Raw genomic sequence first — 17,405 nt, forward strand, 5'->3', positions numbered from 1 at the left:
TTCAGAAAAATACGTCTGCCGCAGGTATGCTGACGCGGCCCTTCGCGGTGTTTAGGACAAGGTTACCGCCTGCGTCCACCGTTTCGAAAGTCCCGACCGTCTCAGTGGTGACAGTACGCGCGGTGATGACCTCGCCCAGCTTAGCTGCGCGGGACAACCAAGCAGCGCGGATGGGTTCGAACCCGTAGGTTACAAACTGGGCCTCAAAACGCGCATAGGCCGATGCAAGCTCGGTCAAAAAATCTTCGGTGGTGACATCTGCCCCTGTCTCGGACAACAGCGAAACCGGCCTTAGCGCACCTGGTTCGACTTTATCTGCAGTCGGTGCCTGCGAGAGATTGACGCCGATGCCGATTGCCAAATGCGAGACGTCCCGCCCCTGCCCGGTACTTTCCAGCAGTATCCCCGCAAGCTTGCCACCGTTCAGCAACACATCATTGGGCCATTTTAGCGACAAACCCGATATGCGTCCGGTGACCGCCACACATGCATCAAACAGGGCCAAGGCGGCGACAAAACTGCGCAGAGCGGCCTGTTCCGGGCGTCCTGCGGGCCGCATCAGCAGCGTTGCGGCAAGATTTCCCTCGGGGTTGGTCCAGACCCGTCCGCGCCGACCGCGCGCCTGTGTCTGGCGGTGCGCCAGTATCCAGACCGGACCCTGAGCCATCGGCGCGATCCGGGCGGCTTCGTTCAGAGTGCTATCGACCTCTTGCAATACATGCAGGCCATATCCATCCGGCCAATCACTCATGTCACAAGTACAATAGGCCGCGGGCAATGGTCGAAATCAGTTAACAAGCGTCGCCGCTGCAGCTGCCGCTGCGCCCTCTATCCCAAACTGATAGAATACGCCAACCAACATCAATGCAGCTGACCCCATCAGAGCAACCCACAGAACCGGAGACGAATTTGCGTCGATCGGGTCGTCATTCTCGGCACCGAAATACATATAGTATACGATCCGTAGGTAATAGAATGCACCGATCACCGAGGCGATGGCAGACATGATAACCAGACCGGTCAGGCCAGCCTCAATACCCGCTTGCCAGACGCCGAATTTCGCAAAGAACCCAAGCATCGGTGGAACACCGGCAAGGCTGAACATCAGGATCAGCACGGCCAGAGCCTTACCCGGATCGCGTTTGGAATACTGGCGCAAGGCGTCAATGTCGGTAACAGGTTTACCGTCCCGTTCCATCATCAGGATAAAGGCGAAAGTTCCGACATTCATGGTCACGTAAATCGCCAGATACATCAGCATCGCCTTGATACCCAGCTCGGTCCCAGCCGCCAGTCCGATCAGCGCATACCCCATATGGGCAATCGACGAAAACGCCATCAGCCGTTTAATGTCGCGTTGTCCGATGGCAGCCACGGCCCCCAACAGCATAGACAGAACAGACAAGAGTACGATCACCTGCTGCCAGTCCTTTACGACACCTCCAAATGCGTCGTGCAACACGCGGGCAAACAGGGCCATGGCGGCCACTTTGGGCGCCGTGGCGAAGAAGGCAGTGACTGGTGTGGGCGATCCTTCATAGACATCCGGCGTCCACATGTGGAACGGAACAGCCGAAACCTTGAACGCGAGCCCCGAGATCAGGAAGATCAACCCGAACAGCAACCCGAGGGTCACATCGCCGTGGTGAACTGTTTGAATGATGCCCGAGAACAGCGTGGTACCCGTAAAGCCGTAGACAAGCGAAGCCCCATACAGCAGCAAGCCCGAGCTAAGCGCGCCCAGAACAAAATATTTCAGGCCGGCCTCGGTGGATTTGGCGCTGTCACGACGCAGCGCAGCCACAACGTAAAGTGCCAGCGACTGCAGCTCGAGCCCCATATACAGAGACATCAGGTCACCCGCGCTGACCATCATCATCATGCCGACAGCGGCAAGCGCCACCAGCAAAGGGTATTCGAAACGCAACAACCCGCGGCGGGTCATATAGTCCTGGCTCATCATCAAAACGGCTGCGGCAGATAGCAGGATCGCCACTTTGGCAAAGCGCGCGAATCCGTCATCAACGAACATGCCGTTAAACGCGATGTTCGTCCCGTCACCATTGGTGGCGATCCAGAACGCCAGCAGCGCCATCAGCCCTGCTGTCACCCAGACCAATGTTGGCGCAAGCCCGTCCTTGGTGGTGTAAACAGCCGCAAGCAATGCCGCCATCGCATATAGTGCCAGAACGATCTCTGGCAGGATAATTGTCAGATCAGCCTGGATCATGTCTCCAAAGCCTCCTTAATGCGAGGCGGCTGTCTGGGTCGCGGTCTCAGCCGCGGCCAGAGCCGTATCATAGTTCGAAATCAGCGCGGCAGTCGAGTTGCCAATCACATCTGTTACCAGCGATGGATACACACCCAGCAGGATCGTCATGACGATCAGGGGGGCAAATATCAACCGCTCGCGCGAGCTCATATCAGTCATCGCCTTGAGGCTTTCTTTGATAAGATCCCCAAATACGACTCGACGATACAGCCACAAAGCATATCCCGCCGAGAAGATAACACCAGTCGCGGCCACAGCAGTCACCCAGGTATTGACCTGGAATGCGCCCATCAGGGTCAGGAACTCTCCGATGAACCCACTGGTGCCCGGCAGGCCAACATTGGCCATGGTGAACAGCATGAAGACCAGCGCGTAGGCCGGCATCCGGATTACCAGACCGCCATAGGCCTCGATATCGCGGGTGTGCATCCGGTCATAGATCACGCCGACACACAGGAAGAGCGCCGCCGAGATGAACCCGTGGCTGAGCATCTGGAAGATGGCTCCGTCGACACCCTGCTGGTTTGCCGCAAAGATGCCCATGGTGACAAAGCCCATATGCGCGACCGAGGAATAAGCAATCAGCTTTTTCATGTCCTCCTGCACCAGAGCAACCAGCGATGTGTAAACCACAGCGATAGCCGACATCCACAGCACCAGATCGGTCATCACCGCCGACCCCACCGGGAACATCGGCAGGCTGAACCGCAGGAAGCCATAGCCACCCATCTTCAGCAGGATCGCCGCCAGCACGACCGACCCTGCGGTCGGCGCCTGCACGTGTGCATCCGGCAGCCAGGTGTGGACCGGCCACATCGGCATCTTCACCGCAAATGAGGCAAAGAACGCCAGGAACATCAGCGTCTGCATACCGCCTACGATATGGATGCCCAGAACGGTAAAGCTGTCGGACGAGAAATGATGCGCCATCAGCGCTTCGATATCCGTCGTGCCTGCATCCGCATACATCGCAACCATAGCCACCAGCATCAGCACAGAGCCAAGGAACGTGTAGAGGAAGAACTTGAAGCTGGCATAGATGCGCTCCTTACCACCCCAGATGCCGATGATCAGGAACATCGGGATCAGACCCGCTTCGAAGAACAGGTAGAACAGCACCAGGTCCAGCGCCATGAACACGCCAAGCATCAGCGTTTCCAGCAGCAGGAAAGCAATCATGTATTCCTTGACGCGGTCTGTCACATTCCAGCTGGCCAGAATTGTCAGCGGCATAATGAAAGTGGTCAGCAACACGAACAGGACGCTGATGCCATCCACACCCATCTTGTATTTCAGACCCATCAGCCACTGGCCCTCTTCCACCATCTGGAAGCCAGTGTTTTCAGGATCAAAGCCAGTATAGATGCCAATCGAGACCAGGAAAGTCACCGTCGTCGCAACCATGGCCACCCATTTGGCATTGCGTTGCGCGGCTGCGTCGTCGCCCTGCAGAAACAGCGCCAGAATGGCGGCCGCCGCTGCGGGGATGAAGGTGACGATCGAGAGGATATTGTCCATTAGTGTGCGCCTCCGCCGATCGACATCCAGGTGACCAGGGCAGCAATTCCCAGGACCATCCAGAAGGCATAGGTAAATATGTAACCAGTCTGCGCCTTGCCTGCGAGGCGGGTGAAGAATGGCACGATGCCCATCGCTACCCCGTTCAGGAAACCGTCAATCGTGTTGCCGTCACCCCGTTTCCACAGGAACCGGCCGAGCGCGATGGTGGGTTTGACGAAGACCGCGTCATAGATCTCGTCAAAGTACCACTTGTTCAGCAGGAACAGGTACAGAGGACGCTGGTTGGCGGCCAGACGCGCGGGCAACGTCGTATTCACGATATAGAACCAATAGGCCACGATGAAACCAAGCAGCATCGCAACGAAGGGTGAGACCTTGACCCATTTCGGAACAGCATGCGCATCGTCCAGCACATGATTGTCCGGTGCGATGTAGAGCGCGCCTTCTCCGGGCGTGCCAACAAAGGCATAATGGTGATCGCCGCCCTGCGCGTCCTTCTCACCATGGCTGTCCTCCGCGTGACCAGCATCCGCATGCGTATCGTCGCCGTGATCATCTTCGGCATGGGTATCGTCCCCATGCGCGCCCTCTGCCGCGTGGCCATCCACCGAAGCCTCTGCAACCGGAATGCCATAGAACTGGCCGACCTTGTCGGTGTGGCCAAAAAAGTTGCCATACCAGATCATCCCGGCGAAAACCGCACCCAGCGACAGAACGCCCAACGGAACCAGCATGACCAACGGGCTTTCATGCGCATGGTCGTGCGTGTGCTTGTCCCCGCGCGGCTCGCCATAGAAGGTCAGGAAAATCAGACGCCAGCTGTAGAATGACGTAAATACCGCCGCAATCACCAGCATCCAGAACGCATAGCCGGTGCCTCCGGCAAAGGCGCTTTCGATGATGGCATCCTTGGACAAGAACCCGGCAAAACCGAATGTGGTCAGCGGAATGCCAACCCCGGTAATAGCCAGCGTACCGATCATCATCGCCCAAAACGTGTAGGGGATTTTCTTCCGTAACCCGCCATATTCCGTCATCTCTTGCTCGTGATGCATCGCGTGGATCACAGAACCGGCCCCAAGGAACAGCAGCGCCTTGAAGAACGCGTGAGTCAGCAGGTGGAACATCGCCGCCGAATACATGCCAACGCCTGCGGCCACGAACATGTAACCAAGCTGCGAACAGGTCGAATAGGCGATAACACGTTTGATATCGGTCTGAACCAATCCCACGGTCGCTGCAAAGAAAGCCGTCGAAGCGCCGAGGAAGGTGATGAACCCGGTCGCACCCGGCGCGAACTCCATCAGCGGCGACATGCGGCAGATCAGGAAGACACCAGCGGTCACCATGGTCGCGGCGTGGATCAGGGCTGATACAGGCGTCGGACCTTCCATCGCGTCCGGCAACCAGGTGTGCAGGAACAACTGTGCCGATTTGCCCATCGCACCGATGAACAGCAGAACGCAGATCACTTCGATCGCGGTCCATTCACCCCACAGGAAGTGCAGCTTCTCTTCGGCCAATGCCGGGGCAGAGGCAAAGATGTCCGAGAAATTGATGCTGTCGGTCAGCAGGAACAGCGCGAAGATGCCAAGCGCAAAGCCGAAATCCCCAACCCGGTTAACGATAAACGCCTTCATCGCAGCGGCGTTGGCGGTGGGCTTGCGGTAATAGAACCCGATCAGCAGATAAGACGCGACGCCCACACCTTCCCAGCCAAAGAACATTTGAACCAGATTGTCGGCTGTCACCAGCATCAGCATGGCAAAGGTAAAGAAGGACAGATAGGCAAAGAAGCGTGGCTTATAGCTTTCGCCTTCGCGCCATTGCGGATCGTGATCCATGTAGCCAAAGGAATACAGATGCACCAGCGCCGAGACGGTCGTCACCACGATCAACATAATCGCGGTCAGCCGGTCCAGACGAATGGCCCAACTTGTCGACAGCGAGCCGCTTTCGATCCAGCGCATGATCTCGATCTGCTGGGTGTGGCCGTCGAATGTCAGGAACACGATCCACGACAGCAGACAGGCCAGAAACAGCAGGCCCGTGGCGGTCCACATGGCGGCTTTCTCGCCTATGAACTTCCAGCCGAACCCGCACAGGATCGCGCCCACCAGCGGGGCAAAGAGGATGGTGGTTTCCATGTGCCCTTACCCCTTCATCATATTGACGTCTTCAACCGCGATCGAGCCGCGGTTGCGGAAGAAGCAGACCAGAATAGCCAGCCCGATCGCCGCCTCGGCCGCCGCCACGGTCAACACGAACAGCGTAAACACCTGCCCGACCAGATCGCCCAGGAAGCTGGAAAACGCCACAAGGTTGATATTCACCGCTAGCAGCATCAGTTCGATGCTCATCAGCAGGATGATGACGTTCTTGCGGTTCAGGAAGAGACCGAAGATGCCGATGACGAACAGCGTCGCCGCGACCGTAAGATAGTGTTCAAGTCCGATCATAGCTTCGCTCCTGGCGAGTCGGGGTAGTAGAGTTTGCAGCCGCAAAAAAGATCAAAACGATCCTTCTTGGGCACCTTCTTTCCGAAGTCATCCAAAAGAAGCTGTTCTAAAGCCTCATCTACGGTGACTTGATCCGAAAACTCTGACAGATGGCTTTTCAATCCGGTAAGATTTGAGCCCTCTGTCAGCATGAATGGTCCGTCTTTCTCCAACAATGGAACGGGCTCCCGCCCCACAAAGTTGCAAGCTGAGTCCAGCCGCTCGACCGACCACTCTTCAAAGCTGAAAACGCGAAAAACTTCACGCGAAGTACAGTCTGCTACAAGAACGTCGATAACCTTATCTTCATTACGACCAAGCACTTGGTAATATCGAGAATTGCCGAGAGAAATCGCGGGTTCTGCACTGACACGGTCCCTGATACCAGCATTCAAAAACTCGCAGCTTTTACCTACTAGGACAGGTTCGCTTGATGCGCGTGCTGCCCGGTTTTTCTCACGTTTCTCAGCCTTGGTTGGCTCTTCTATTGAACAGGCCTCCGAGGTCTCACCCACAAGTGAGACGGCTGTGACGGCAATCGCCAAACTTATGGTTTTGCTAAACCTCACAACCCCTGCCCCGGTTTCACGTCCTTCAACTCCATCGCCTTGGCCGGGTCGCGCATCATCTGGCCGACGATGTCCTGACGCTTGATGTCCTGACGGTGGCGCAGCGTCAGCACGATGGCACCGATCATGGCCACCAGCAGGATCAGGCCGGCCAGTTGGAAAAGAAGGAAGTATTGGTCGTAAAGGATGATACCTAGTGCCTCGGTATTGTGACGATCCACTGGAACCGGCTGTGCCAGATTGGCGGCAGCACCCTGCGCGCTGTCCCAAGCCCCAAAGGCCATGACAAACTGCATCAGGATAACCAGACCGATCAGCAGGGCCAGCGGCATATAGCGCGCCATCTCGGCCTTGAGCTCAGCAAAATCCACGTCCAGCATCATCACCACGAACAAGAACAGCACCGCGACCGCGCCGACATAGACGATGATCAGCAGCATCGCCACGAACTCAGCCCCCAGCAGCACAAACAATCCTGCCGCGGACAGGAAGGACAGGATCAACCACAGCACGGAATGCACCGGCTGGCGGCTGATCACCGTGAACAGCCCGCCGGTGATGGCGCTGATGGCGAACAGATAGAAGGCAAAGACGGTCATTGATCCTCATCCTCGTTATCGCCCATGACCTCTTGCGCCAATTCCAGCGCGCGGGTCATGGCCGGGATGCCGGCAAAGACCGACATCTGACCGATCGTTTCCACGATCTCTTGTTTCTTGGCACCGGCTTCCACAGCGTGGCGCACGGTCTGACGCACCGCCGCATCCGCCTGCGCGCCCTGACAGGTCAGCCCGGCCAGTGTCAGCAACAGGCGCGTTTTGGCATCCAACCCGTCTTTGTTGACGGTGTTGCCGAACATCATCTCCATGACTTCTTTTGGCATGGTCGGCCATAGAGTTTCGAACCCTTTGGGCGAGAAGCTCTCCATCGCAGGGTTCATCGCCTTGGCCATGTCCTGCGCCTGCTTCATCATCAGCTCAAACGGATTTGTCGGGGCGTCAGTCATCGGTACGGCGCGTCCATTTCCAGATTGCGGGCGATCTCGGCTTCCCAGCGCTCGCCGTTGTCGAGCAGTTTTTCCTTGTCGTAGAACAACTCTTCGCGGGTTTCCGTGGCGAATTCGAAATTCGGACCTTCGACGATGGCATCGACCGGGCAGGCCTCTTGGCAGAAACCGCAATAGATGCACTTGGTCATGTCGATGTCATAGCGCGTGGTACGGCGGCTGCCATCTTCGCGCGGTTCGGCGTCGATTGTAATGGCCTGTGCAGGGCAGATCGCCTCGCAGAGTTTGCAGGCAATACAGCGTTCTTCACCGTTGGGATAGCGACGCAGGGCGTGCTCACCGCGAAAACGCGGAGACAGAGGACCCTTTTCATGCGGGTAGTTCAGGGTGGCCTTCGGTGCGAAGAAATACTTCAGCCCCAACTTCATGCCGACCCAGAAATCCTGTAGAAGAAAATACTTGGCGGCACGGGTGTAGTCGATTTGGGTCATATCAGCCTCCTACGCTCCAGCGGGCGAAAGCACCCCAGAACCAGTCGAATTTCGCCGCAAAGGCCACGAAGACTACCCAAGCCAGCGAGAAGGGCAGGAACACTTTCCAGCCCAGCCGCATCAGCTGGTCATAGCGGTAGCGCGGCGTGATCGCCTTGACCATTGCGAAGAGGAAGAAGAAGAACGCCATCTTAGCGACCATCCACAACACGCCGTCGGGCAGGCCCGGGATCGGGGACAGCCAGCCGCCGAAAAACAGCAGCGTGGTCAGCGCGCACATCAGGAAAATGGCGATATATTCGCCAGCCATGAACAACAGGAAAGGCGTGGCCGAGTATTCGACCTGATAGCCCGCGACCAGTTCGGATTCCGCCTCTGGCAGGTCAAACGGTGGGCGGTTGGTTTCGGCCAGCGCCGAGATGAAGAACAGGAAGACCATTGGGAAATGCGGCAACCAGTACCAGCTGAAGAACCCAAAGCGACCGTCTTGCGCATGCACGATGTCACCGAAGTTCATCGACCCGGTCGACAGGATCACACCGATGATGATCAGACCAATCGAGACCTCGTAGGAAATCATCTGAGCGGCAGAGCGCAATGAGCCAAGGAAAGGGTACTTTGAGTTCGACGCCCACCCCCCCATGATCACGCCATAAACCTCCAACGAGGACACGGCGAAGACATACAGGATGGCGACATTTATATCCGACAGCACCCAGCCGTCGTTGAACGGAATCACGGCCCAGGCGATCATCGCCAGAACGAATGAGGTCAACGGCGCGAGGATAAAGACGGTGCGGTCTGCACCCGCTGGGATAACCACCTCTTTAACCACATATTTCAGCGCGTCGGCCACCGTTTGCAGCAGGCCATAGACGCCCACCACATTGGGGCCACGGCGCATCTGAACCGCCGCCCAGATCTTGCGGTCTCCATAGACAAGGAACAACAGCGAAATCATCACAAAGGCCACAACGGCAAGCACTTGTGCCAGAATGATGAGGGCTATTCCGCCTGGGGTGTTAAAGAATTCAGCCATTGGTCCTCACACCGTGGGTATTCCGTTTTCCGCACGAAATGCTAAGGCCATGTGCCTGCGCAAAGTGCGTCTGGGTCGGCGCGTTGGTGTAAACAGCATCTGCAGCCGCTACGCCACCCTTTTTATTCCGTTTCATAGGCAAAACAGGGGCGAGCCCCTGTCCGACCAGCACAGGGTCGAGATGCGATATGACAGAGTTTCGGTTCATTCCGCCGCGATCTTTTCGCCTTTGCGTGCCTGCGTCTGCGCCGATAGCTCAGCCATCAACTGCGAGGCCCGTGCAATCGGGTTGCTCAGGTAGAAGTCCTTGACGGTGTGACGGAAGCTCGCCTTGCCCAGAGGGCCGAGCTTCAGCGCCTGAACCTCGTTTTCGATCACCTCGTCGATACGGGCCAGATGCGGCACCGCCTCGATCAGCGCGGTGCGTAGTTGCGCCAGCGAGTCATAAGGCAGCGTCGCACCCAGTTCGGCAGACAAAGCGCGCAGGATCGCCCAGTTTTCCTTCGCCTCACCTGGTGCAAACCCGGCACGCATCGCCAGTTGCGGGCGGCCTTCGGTGTTCACGAACAGGCCGTTTTCCTCGGTATAGGCTGCGCCCGGCAGGATCACGTCGGCGCGGTGCGCACCTCGATCGCCATGGCTGCCCTGATAGATGACAAAGGCGCCGTCGCCGATTTCAACTTCATCGGCACCGAGATTATAGATCACATCCGCCGCGCTGATTGCATCCATGCCACCTTCGTTGGTGGCATCGACATCCATAGAACCAACACGTGAGGCGGCTGTGTGCAGGACAATCAAACCGCTTTCGGTATTCGCCGCAATGGTTTGCGCAGCGGCCAAAACCGCAGCGCCATCCGCTTCCTGCAATGCACCCTGACCAATGATGACCAACGAGCGTTTGCCCTTGACCTCATCATCTCCGCCCATATCCACCACCTGCTGCAACGCCGCACGATCATCGCCGACATGGTGGTAATCATAGGTCAGATCGACTGCCGGGCCGACCACAGCAATCTCGGCCCCATGCGCCCAGGCTTTGCGAATGCGCGCGTTCAGCACCGGCGCCTCATCGCGCGGGTTGGTTCCGATCAGCAGAATGCGCTCGGCGCTGTCGATATCTTCGATCGCAGCGGTCCCGGCATAGGCCGCGCGGTTGCCCGTTGGCAACTTGGCGCCATCGGTACGGCATTCGACAACCCCGCCCTGCCCTTCAATCATCTGCTTCAGAGCAAACGTAGCCTCGACCGGGGCCAAGTCGCCCACGATACCGACGGGCTTTTCAGCCCCTTTCAACGCCTCGGCCGCTTTGGTCAACGCCTCGGGCCACGTCGCCGGGCGCAGCTTACCGTTTTCACGCAAGTATGGCTTGTCCAGCCGCTGACGACGCAGGCCGTCCCACACAAACCGCGTCTTATCACTGATCCATTCTTCGTTCACGCCATCATGATTGCGCGGCAAAAAGCGCATGACTTCGCGCCCTTTGGTATCCACACGAATGTTCGAACCCAATGCATCCATCACGTCGATGCTTTCGGTCTTGGTCAGTTCCCAAGGGCGCGCGGTAAAAGCATAGGGTTTCGAGGTCAGCGCCCCGACGGGGCACAAGTCGATGATATTACCTTGCAGATTCGAATCCAGCGTCTGGTTCAGATATGACGTGATCTCGGCGTCTTCGCCCCGTCCGGTTTGACCCATCTGAGTGATCCCGGCCACTTCGGTTGTAAAGCGTACGCAGCGGGTGCAACTGATGCAGCGGGTCATCGCGGTGCCAACCAGCGGACCCAGATCCAGATCATCGACCGCGCGCTTGGCTTCCTTAAACCGCGTGCCCGACATGCCATAAGCCATCGCCTGATCCTGCAGATCGCACTCGCCACCCTGATCGCAGATCGGGCAATCCAGCGGGTGGTTGATCAGCAAGAACTCCATCACTCCTTCGCGGGCCTTCTTGACCATGGGCGAGTTGGTTTTGACCACCGGTGCCTGCCCTTCCGGCCCCGGACGAAGATCGCGCACCTGCATCGCACAAGAGGCCGCAGGTTTAGGCGGCCCCCCAACAACTTCGACCAGACACATCCGGCAGTTCCCGGCAATCGACAGACGCTCGTGATAGCAAAAGCGCGGCACTTCGACCCCGGCCTGTTCGCAGGCCTGAATCAGGGTCATCGCACCATCGACTTCGATTTCCTGTCCGTCGATGTTAACTTTGCGGAGGTCAGACATGATTTAAACTACCCTTTCAGGAATGTGCCGATAGCAGATTTTTTGGCGATTTCGCTTCGCCCTGCCGAGCACATCGTATCTGGAACGCCAATCACGATGCCGTTTCCTTGGATATAGCGAATAGCGTCGTCCTGTATCCGCTTCCGCGGCAAATTTCTTTCGAGATAGACAAAATCACTTTCCCGATACCCCTTGGCTTCTAGGTCGTCAGCTACCGTTTTCATGCTTTGCCTGATCTGCGAACGATTGAGCGACAAATTCGGACAACCGCCTGCAATCTGCTCTGCCATAGCGTTGGCAAAGGCCACATCATAGAGGCTCTGCGGAACCTGTGTACGAAACTGAGCGCGAGATGTGTCAGCGTCCAAAGCTTGGCTGGATGTTGACTCGCATCCAGCTAAGACCAAAAGCAAAACACCAGCAAAGCCCATCATCAAAGCTCTGAAACCCATACTCAATTCGCCCTCAAATACACGCCGATGGCGCTGTTTCTTTCAATTTCCGCACGCCCAAGCGTACAGAAAGAATTCGGCCGGCCATACGACACGCCATTTTGGGCCAGATAGGCCTCGCCCTTGGCGCGCATCCGGTCTTTTTCTGCATCCGAATCGACATAAGAGCGGATTTCACTGTCGGAATAGCCCAACTGGTTCGCTTTCGACCGCAAGCCCCACATCACACCAATCGCCTTCATACGCCGCCCGCTGATGGAGGGGCAGTATTCCGAAATTTCGTTCGCGATTGCGATGTAATAGAGTTCGTTGTCGATCTCTTTGACTTCGCGCAAGGGAGGTTTAGCCAAAGCAACCGCAGGCAGTGTCAGCGCCGTTGCAACGGCAAGCATTTTGATACCAGACATGACAAATCCTTTCGTCTTGGAAAGACCAAGACGACGGAGGCCAGCATTGCTATGCAATAGCAATGGGCCTGTCACGGCGTGATATGCAAAAACCCGCTTCATGGACGGCGGCAGCTCCCGGCAAAGGTTAGTCTGTCATCGTTGATCTGAAGGTTTTGTGGTTCGGTATCCGGCCCGACCTTCCAGTCGATCCTGGAGGATCCGAAATTCGCGATGCAAAACTTGGTGCCCTCATAACGGCCGGCCTCGCGTGCACCATCCAATGAGGCAGATACTCCTTTGATCACAACGGTGAAATCCGAAGGAGACGCTTTTTTGTTGATGTGCTTTGCTTTGGCTCTGAACGACTTGCCATCGAATAGAATACGATCTTCCGAAGGCTTAATCAGCCCGCAGGCCGAAACCGCCACCAGCAGTAAAACTGCGCCGATGAGGGAAACATTCTTGGTTCTGGTCACAAGATCAACAGTTCGTTCAATCATTAAAACGCCGCCACCAATGCCATGACCCCCATCACGAACATGCAAAGCCAGGCAACCACGTAAAGAACCGAGCGCAAGCCAGAGTTCGGTTTACCCAGTCCACGCAGATGAACAAACAGCATTGCCAGACGCGAAACCAGTGCCACCGAGGCGAGCAAGTTTACCCAAAACGGGCTGACCCCCACCAAAATTGCCGCGATCGTCACCGCCGCAAAAGCAGGAAGCGTTTCAGTGCCGTTCAGATAGGCACGGTTCAACCGATAGGCCCTGTCTGAATAATCTTGCTCGGGCGTGGCGCCTGGCGCCAGCCCCTTACCCTGTTTGGCCATTGCCGAAAATGGGGCTAGGAACAGGACGACGAGGGTGAAGATCATCACCGATGCAAGTGCATGGCCATAGTCCGAGAATACTTCCATTTGAATCACTCCGCTGCCATCGCACCCGTGCGGCCCGATTTCTGGGCCTTGATGCGGTCTTCGATTTCTTCCCGGAAATTGCGGATCAGGCCCTGGATTGGCCAGGCTGCCGCATCACCGAGGGCACAGATCGTGTGGCCTTCCACCTGTTTGGTTACGTCAAACAGCATGTCGATCTCTTCCAACTCGGCCTCACCGCGCACAAGGCGATCCATGACGCGCATCATCCATCCGGTGCCTTCACGACACGGTGTGCACTGACCGCAGCTTTCATGTTTGTAAAACTTCGACAATCGCCAGATCGCTTTGATTATATCGGTGGATTTATCCATCACGATCACGGCAGCCGTACCCAGGCCCGAGCCCAGATCGTTGCGCAGGTGGTCAAAGTCCATGATCGCGTCGCGCATATTCTCACCGCGCACACAGGGCACCGACGAACCACCCGGAATAACCGCCAGCAAATTGTCCCAGCCGCCGCGAATGCCGCCGCAATGGGTTTCGATCAGCTGTTCAAACGGGATCGACATTGCCTCTTCGACCACACAGGGGTTGTTCACATGGCCCGAGATCGCAAACAGCTTGGTGCCTGCATTGTTCTGACGGCCAAAGCCTGCGAACCAGTCGGCCCCGCGACGCAGGATCGTGGGCACAACCGCGATGGATTCCACATTGTTCACCGTGGTCGGGCAGCCATACAGCCCCGCGCCCGCCGGGAACGGTGGCTTCATCCGCGGCATGCCCTTTTTGCCCTCAAGGCTTTCGATCAGGGCAGTTTCCTCGCCACAGATGTAAGCCCCAGCCCCGTGATGCAGGAACAGATCGAAGTCCCAGCCTGACCCAGCGGCGTTCTTGCCCAACAAACCGGCGTCATAGGCTTCGTCAATCGCGGCCTGCAGCGCCTCACGCTCGCGGATGTATTCCCCGCGCAGGTAGATATAGCAAGTATGCGCATTCATCGCGAAAGAGGCTATCAGGCAGCCTTCGATCAGCGTATGCGGATCATGGCGCATGATTTCACGGTCTTTGCAGGTGCCAGGCTCGGATTCATCCGCATTCACCACCAGATAGGACGGGCGACCGTCACTTTCCTTGGGCATGAAGGACCACTTCAGACCGGTTGGAAAACCCGCGCCGCCCCGGCCGCGCAGCCCTGAATCCTTCATCGTCTGGATGATCCAGTCGCGCCCGTTGCCGATCAGGCCAGCGGTGCCGTCCCAATGCCCCCGGGCCTGTGCACCGCGCAATGTACGCTCATGCATCCCGTAGATGTTGGTAAAGATCCTGTCCTGATCCTTCAGCATCATGTGTTACCTTCAGCTGTCCTGACGCATGCGCCAGAGTTGAAAAATGTTGACGCCCGCATAGATGAACCCGGCCAGTGCGGCAAAATCAAACAGCAGCGCATAGCGTCCCGGCAGTTCCATCGCAGGGCCAATGAACATGGTCATGGCAAGCCAGACCAGCATGGTCACGGCGATGACCACTCCGATATGTCGACCCTTGCGGGCCATGGCCTGTTCCTTGTCCTTGTCCATCTTGTCCTAAATGCCCAGAGCGGGCACGCATCCTAGTCTTCGTATGTACCGTCGTCCTTGGCCCGCTTGGCGAACTCGGTTTCTTCACCCGCCGCCAGCTTGGTGGCCTGATCAATCCAGCCGTCACTCTCGATCCGGCCTTTGAACTTCAGCCGCGCATCAACCCAGGCAACCTGCTCGGGCGTCCATTTGGCGATCTGATCATAATGATAGAAGCCCAACTCGTTCAGCGTCTTCTCAAGCTTAGGCCCGACACCTTTAAGCAGCTTCAGATCGTCCGACTTGCCGTCCCGCGCACCCGAAAGCGTGTCGGGTTGGTCTTCTTTGACCGCCTTCGCTTCAGCCGCTTGTTTCACCGCAGGTTTGGCCGGTGCGGGGGCCTTGGGAGGATTCGGAGCAGCCTTTGTCGCCGCTGCCTTGCCATCCTTGCCCAGCCATGGCGTAAGGATCGGAACCTCGGTCCCGTCGATGCGTTTGACGGTATCCCCCAGATCAGTCGCCAACTGAACGCTGGCGTTATACTGGGTTCGGCCGCTGTCATATTCTGACAGGCTGGTCAGCCCCTTCAAAGGCTCTGCCGCATAGCGCCCGTTCTGAGGACCCGGTGTCGGCACTTTGCCAGCGGCCAGATCGTCGATGATCTTGCCAAAACCCTCGGCGGTCAGGTCTTCGTAATAGTCCTTGCCGATCTGCGCCATCGGCGCGTTGGTGCAAGAGCCCAGGCATTCGACCTCTTCCCAACTCAGCTTGCCATCGGCGGACAAAGCATGCGGCTTGGCGGCGATCTTATCCTTGCAGACCGCAATCAAATCCTCGGCCCCGCAGATCATGCAGGAGGTGGTGCCGCAGACCTGAATATGCGCCACCGAGCCAACCGGCTGCAGCTGGAACATGAAATAGAACGAGGCGACTTCGAGCACACGGATATAGGCCATTCCCAGCATGTCAGCGACGGATTCAATCGCCGGACGGCTCAGCCAGCCCTCCTGCTCCTGCGCGCGCCACAGCAGAGGGATCACCGCGCTGGCCTGACGGCCTTCGGGGTATTTGGTGATCTGCGCTTCGGCCCATTGCCGGTTGGCAGCGGTAAAGGCGAAGCTTTCGGGTTGTTCGGGATGAAGACGGCGGAGCATTAGCGGTCAATCTCTCCAAATACGACATCCATGGTGCCGATGATGGCGGCGACGTCGGCCAGTTGGTGGCCTCCGGCGATGTGGTCCATAGCTTGCAGGTGCAGGAAGCCCGGGGCGCGCAGTTTGGCGCGGTAGGGTTTGTTGGTGCCGTCAGCGACCAGATAAACGCCGAACTCACCCTTAGGGGCCTCAACGGCGGCGTAAACCTCACCCGCGGGCACGTGGAACCCTTCGGTGTACAGTTTGAAGTGATGGATCAGGCTTTCCATCGAGGTCTTCATGTCCGAGCGTTTGGGCGGGGTGATCTTGCCACGGGCCAGAACGTCTCCGGGGCATTCCCGGATTTTGGCGATGGCCTGACGGATGATGTGCAGTGATTGACGCATCTCTTCCATGCGGCAGAGATAACGGTCATAGCAGTCGCCGTTCTTGCCGACGGGGATCTGGAACTCGAATTCATCATAGCATTCATAGGGCTGCGCGCGACGCAGGTCCCATGCCAGACCCGATCCGCGCACCATCACACCCGAAAAACCGTATTTCTGGATGTCGTCCTCGGTCACCACGCCAATATCGGCGTTGCGCTGTTTGAAGATGCGGTTTTCGGTCAGCAGACCATCAATGTCGTCGAGGATGGTGGGGAATTCGTGGCTCCACGTCTCGATATCGTCCAGCAGTTCCGGCGGCAGGTCCTGATGTACGCCGCCGGGGCGGAAATAGGCCGCGTGCAGGCGGGCACCACAGGCGCGTTCATAGAACACCATCAGCTTTTCGCGCTCTTCAAACCCCCAGAGCGGCGGGGTCAGCGCCCCCACATCCATCGCCTGCGTGGTCACGTTCAGCAAGTGGTTCAGGATGCGCCCGATCTCGGAATACAGCACCCGGATCAGAGAACCTCGGCGCGGCACCTCAACTCCGGTCAGCTTTTCAATGGCCAGACACCAGGCATGTTCCTGGTTCATCGGCGCAACGTAGTCGAGACGATCGAAATACGGCAGGTTCTGCAGATACGTCCGGCTTTCCATCAGCTTTTCGGTGCCACGGTGCAACAAACCGATATGCGGGTCGCAACGCTCAACAATCTCGCCATCCAGCTCAAGCACAAGCCGTAAAACCCCGTGCGCCGCAGGGTGTTGCGGGCCAAAGTTAATGTTGAAATTGCGGATCTTCTGTTCTCCGCTCAGCGCGTCCGTGCTGCCGTCATCATATCTTGAGCCGTCCATCAACGCCCCCGCCTATTCTTTTTCGCTTCGGCCCGAACCCGGACCTTTTCGGCCTCGGCCGCCTTGGCTGCAGCCCCCGCCAGAAGGACCCCCAGCGCACCCAGCACGATCAGTTCCCCCAGCATCATCATC

Annotated in this window: 20 protein-coding genes; all 20 read right to left on the reverse strand. The window is 57.6% G+C overall.

Going from position 1 to position 17,405, the window contains the following annotated elements; genetic code table 11:
* Window position 1: 1 nt before the first annotated feature.
* Window positions 2-751 carry a biotin--[acetyl-CoA-carboxylase] ligase gene (locus AC2FH0_RS12920; RefSeq protein ID WP_496702160.1) on the reverse strand — a complete coding sequence of 250 codons (750 nt, stop codon included), beginning with the start codon at window positions 749-751 and terminating at the stop codon, window positions 2-4.
* A 36-nt stretch (window positions 752-787) separates the two neighbouring features.
* Window positions 788-2,230 carry an NADH-quinone oxidoreductase subunit NuoN gene (gene nuoN, locus AC2FH0_RS12925; RefSeq protein ID WP_496689762.1) on the reverse strand — a complete coding sequence of 481 codons (1,443 nt, stop codon included), beginning with the start codon at window positions 2,228-2,230 and terminating at the stop codon, window positions 788-790.
* A 15-nt stretch (window positions 2,231-2,245) separates the two neighbouring features.
* Window positions 2,246-3,790, reverse strand: a complete 1,545-nt coding sequence (locus tag AC2FH0_RS12930) for an NADH-quinone oxidoreductase subunit M (protein WP_271950170.1) — start codon at window positions 3,788-3,790, stop codon at window positions 2,246-2,248.
* Window positions 3,790-5,940: an NADH-quinone oxidoreductase subunit L gene (nuoL, locus tag AC2FH0_RS12935; protein WP_496789504.1), complete on the reverse strand. Its 2,151-nt coding sequence runs from the start codon at window positions 5,938-5,940 to the stop codon at window positions 3,790-3,792. The genes AC2FH0_RS12930 and nuoL overlap by 1 nt, the downstream gene beginning before the upstream one ends.
* A gap of 6 nt (window positions 5,941-5,946) precedes the next feature.
* Entirely contained in the window at window positions 5,947-6,252 is a 306-nt protein-coding gene (nuoK, locus tag AC2FH0_RS12940) for an NADH-quinone oxidoreductase subunit NuoK (protein WP_050602759.1), read from the reverse strand.
* A complete protein-coding gene (locus AC2FH0_RS12945; protein WP_496750163.1) occupies window positions 6,249-6,836 on the reverse strand; it encodes a hypothetical protein in 588 nt (195 codons plus the stop codon). The genes nuoK and AC2FH0_RS12945 overlap by 4 nt, the downstream gene beginning before the upstream one ends.
* A 20-nt stretch (window positions 6,837-6,856) precedes the next feature.
* Complete coding sequence (locus AC2FH0_RS12950; protein ID WP_496789506.1) at window positions 6,857-7,459, reverse strand: NADH-quinone oxidoreductase subunit J; 603 nt, start codon at window positions 7,457-7,459, stop codon at window positions 6,857-6,859.
* On the reverse strand, window positions 7,456-7,866 hold the full coding sequence (locus tag AC2FH0_RS12955; protein WP_142634878.1) for a carboxymuconolactone decarboxylase family protein: 411 nt from the start codon (window positions 7,864-7,866) through the stop codon (window positions 7,456-7,458). The genes AC2FH0_RS12950 and AC2FH0_RS12955 overlap by 4 nt, the downstream gene beginning before the upstream one ends.
* Window positions 7,863-8,357, reverse strand: a complete 495-nt coding sequence (gene nuoI, locus AC2FH0_RS12960; protein ID WP_037307839.1) for an NADH-quinone oxidoreductase subunit NuoI — start codon at window positions 8,355-8,357, stop codon at window positions 7,863-7,865. The genes AC2FH0_RS12955 and nuoI overlap by 4 nt, the downstream gene beginning before the upstream one ends.
* Window position 8,358: 1 nt before the next feature.
* Window positions 8,359-9,396 carry an NADH-quinone oxidoreductase subunit NuoH gene (nuoH, locus tag AC2FH0_RS12965; protein WP_496690845.1) on the reverse strand — a complete coding sequence of 346 codons (1,038 nt, stop codon included), beginning with the start codon at window positions 9,394-9,396 and terminating at the stop codon, window positions 8,359-8,361.
* Window positions 9,397-9,600: 204 nt separating this feature from the next.
* Window positions 9,601-11,622, reverse strand: a complete 2,022-nt coding sequence (gene nuoG, locus AC2FH0_RS12970; protein WP_496789508.1) for an NADH-quinone oxidoreductase subunit NuoG — start codon at window positions 11,620-11,622, stop codon at window positions 9,601-9,603.
* Window positions 11,623-11,630: 8 nt separating this feature from the next.
* On the reverse strand, window positions 11,631-12,074 hold the full coding sequence (locus tag AC2FH0_RS12975) for a DUF5333 family protein (RefSeq protein WP_496749729.1): 444 nt from the start codon (window positions 12,072-12,074) through the stop codon (window positions 11,631-11,633).
* Between the two features lie 2 nt (window positions 12,075-12,076).
* Window positions 12,077-12,481: a DUF5333 domain-containing protein gene (locus AC2FH0_RS12980; protein ID WP_496690848.1), complete on the reverse strand. Its 405-nt coding sequence runs from the start codon at window positions 12,479-12,481 to the stop codon at window positions 12,077-12,079.
* Between the two features lie 98 nt (window positions 12,482-12,579).
* Entirely contained in the window at window positions 12,580-12,963 is a 384-nt protein-coding gene (locus tag AC2FH0_RS12985) for a hypothetical protein (RefSeq protein ID WP_142634885.1), read from the reverse strand.
* Window positions 12,963-13,379 (reverse strand): MAPEG family protein, encoded by a 417-nt coding sequence (locus tag AC2FH0_RS12990; protein WP_496789509.1) that lies wholly within the window; start codon window positions 13,377-13,379, stop codon window positions 12,963-12,965. The genes AC2FH0_RS12985 and AC2FH0_RS12990 overlap by 1 nt, the downstream gene beginning before the upstream one ends.
* 5 nt (window positions 13,380-13,384) lie before the next feature.
* Window positions 13,385-14,683, reverse strand: a complete 1,299-nt coding sequence (nuoF, locus tag AC2FH0_RS12995; protein ID WP_142635179.1) for an NADH-quinone oxidoreductase subunit NuoF — start codon at window positions 14,681-14,683, stop codon at window positions 13,385-13,387.
* Between the two features lie 12 nt (window positions 14,684-14,695).
* Window positions 14,696-14,917: a DUF5337 domain-containing protein gene (locus AC2FH0_RS13000; protein WP_142634889.1), complete on the reverse strand. Its 222-nt coding sequence runs from the start codon at window positions 14,915-14,917 to the stop codon at window positions 14,696-14,698.
* Window positions 14,918-14,949: 32 nt separating this feature from the next.
* The gene (nuoE, locus tag AC2FH0_RS13005) at window positions 14,950-16,050 is read right to left on the reverse strand and encodes an NADH-quinone oxidoreductase subunit NuoE (protein WP_496789511.1); all 1,101 of its coding nucleotides are present in this window, start codon (window positions 16,048-16,050) and stop codon (window positions 14,950-14,952) included.
* A complete protein-coding gene (locus AC2FH0_RS13010; RefSeq protein ID WP_281994873.1) occupies window positions 16,050-17,273 on the reverse strand; it encodes an NADH-quinone oxidoreductase subunit D in 1,224 nt (407 codons plus the stop codon). The genes nuoE and AC2FH0_RS13010 overlap by 1 nt, the downstream gene beginning before the upstream one ends.
* Window positions 17,273-17,404, reverse strand: a complete 132-nt coding sequence (locus tag AC2FH0_RS13015; protein WP_281972810.1) for a hypothetical protein — start codon at window positions 17,402-17,404, stop codon at window positions 17,273-17,275. The genes AC2FH0_RS13010 and AC2FH0_RS13015 overlap by 1 nt, the downstream gene beginning before the upstream one ends.
* Window position 17,405 lies beyond the last annotated feature (1 nt).

Source organism: Ruegeria sp. CDSC051 (assembly GCF_059610665.1).

Coding starts and splice junctions, on each gene's coding strand:
- AC2FH0_RS12920 (WP_496702160.1), bottom strand. CDS start 751: ATGAGTGATTGGCCGGATGGATATGGCCTGCATGTATTGCAAGAGGTC.
- nuoN (WP_496689762.1), bottom strand. CDS start 2,230: ATGATCCAGGCTGATCTGACAATTATCCTGCCAGAGATCGTTCTGGCA.
- AC2FH0_RS12930 (WP_271950170.1), bottom strand. CDS start 3,790: ATGGACAATATCCTCTCGATCGTCACCTTCATCCCCGCAGCGGCGGCC.
- nuoL (WP_496789504.1), bottom strand. CDS start 5,940: ATGGAAACCACCATCCTCTTTGCCCCGCTGGTGGGCGCGATCCTGTGC.
- nuoK (WP_050602759.1), bottom strand. CDS start 6,252: ATGATCGGACTTGAACACTATCTTACGGTCGCGGCGACGCTGTTCGTC.
- AC2FH0_RS12950 (WP_496789506.1), bottom strand. CDS start 7,459: ATGACCGTCTTTGCCTTCTATCTGTTCGCCATCAGCGCCATCACCGGC.
- AC2FH0_RS12955 (WP_142634878.1), bottom strand. CDS start 7,866: ATGACTGACGCCCCGACAAATCCGTTTGAGCTGATGATGAAGCAGGCG.
- nuoI (WP_037307839.1), bottom strand. CDS start 8,357: ATGACCCAAATCGACTACACCCGTGCCGCCAAGTATTTTCTTCTACAG.
- nuoH (WP_496690845.1), bottom strand. CDS start 9,396: ATGGCTGAATTCTTTAACACCCCAGGCGGAATAGCCCTCATCATTCTG.
- nuoG (WP_496789508.1), bottom strand. CDS start 11,622: ATGTCTGACCTCCGCAAAGTTAACATCGACGGACAGGAAATCGAAGTC.
- AC2FH0_RS12975 (WP_496749729.1), bottom strand. CDS start 12,074: ATGGGTTTCAGAGCTTTGATGATGGGCTTTGCTGGTGTTTTGCTTTTG.
- AC2FH0_RS12980 (WP_496690848.1), bottom strand. CDS start 12,481: ATGTCTGGTATCAAAATGCTTGCCGTTGCAACGGCGCTGACACTGCCT.
- AC2FH0_RS12985 (WP_142634885.1), bottom strand. CDS start 12,963: ATGATTGAACGAACTGTTGATCTTGTGACCAGAACCAAGAATGTTTCC.
- AC2FH0_RS12990 (WP_496789509.1), bottom strand. CDS start 13,379: ATGGAAGTATTCTCGGACTATGGCCATGCACTTGCATCGGTGATGATC.
- nuoF (WP_142635179.1), bottom strand. CDS start 14,683: ATGCTGAAGGATCAGGACAGGATCTTTACCAACATCTACGGGATGCAT.
- AC2FH0_RS13000 (WP_142634889.1), bottom strand. CDS start 14,917: ATGGACAAGGACAAGGAACAGGCCATGGCCCGCAAGGGTCGACATATC.
- nuoE (WP_496789511.1), bottom strand. CDS start 16,050: ATGCTCCGCCGTCTTCATCCCGAACAACCCGAAAGCTTCGCCTTTACC.
- AC2FH0_RS13010 (WP_281994873.1), bottom strand. CDS start 17,273: ATGGACGGCTCAAGATATGATGACGGCAGCACGGACGCGCTGAGCGGA.
- AC2FH0_RS13015 (WP_281972810.1), bottom strand. CDS start 17,404: ATGATGATGCTGGGGGAACTGATCGTGCTGGGTGCGCTGGGGGTCCTT.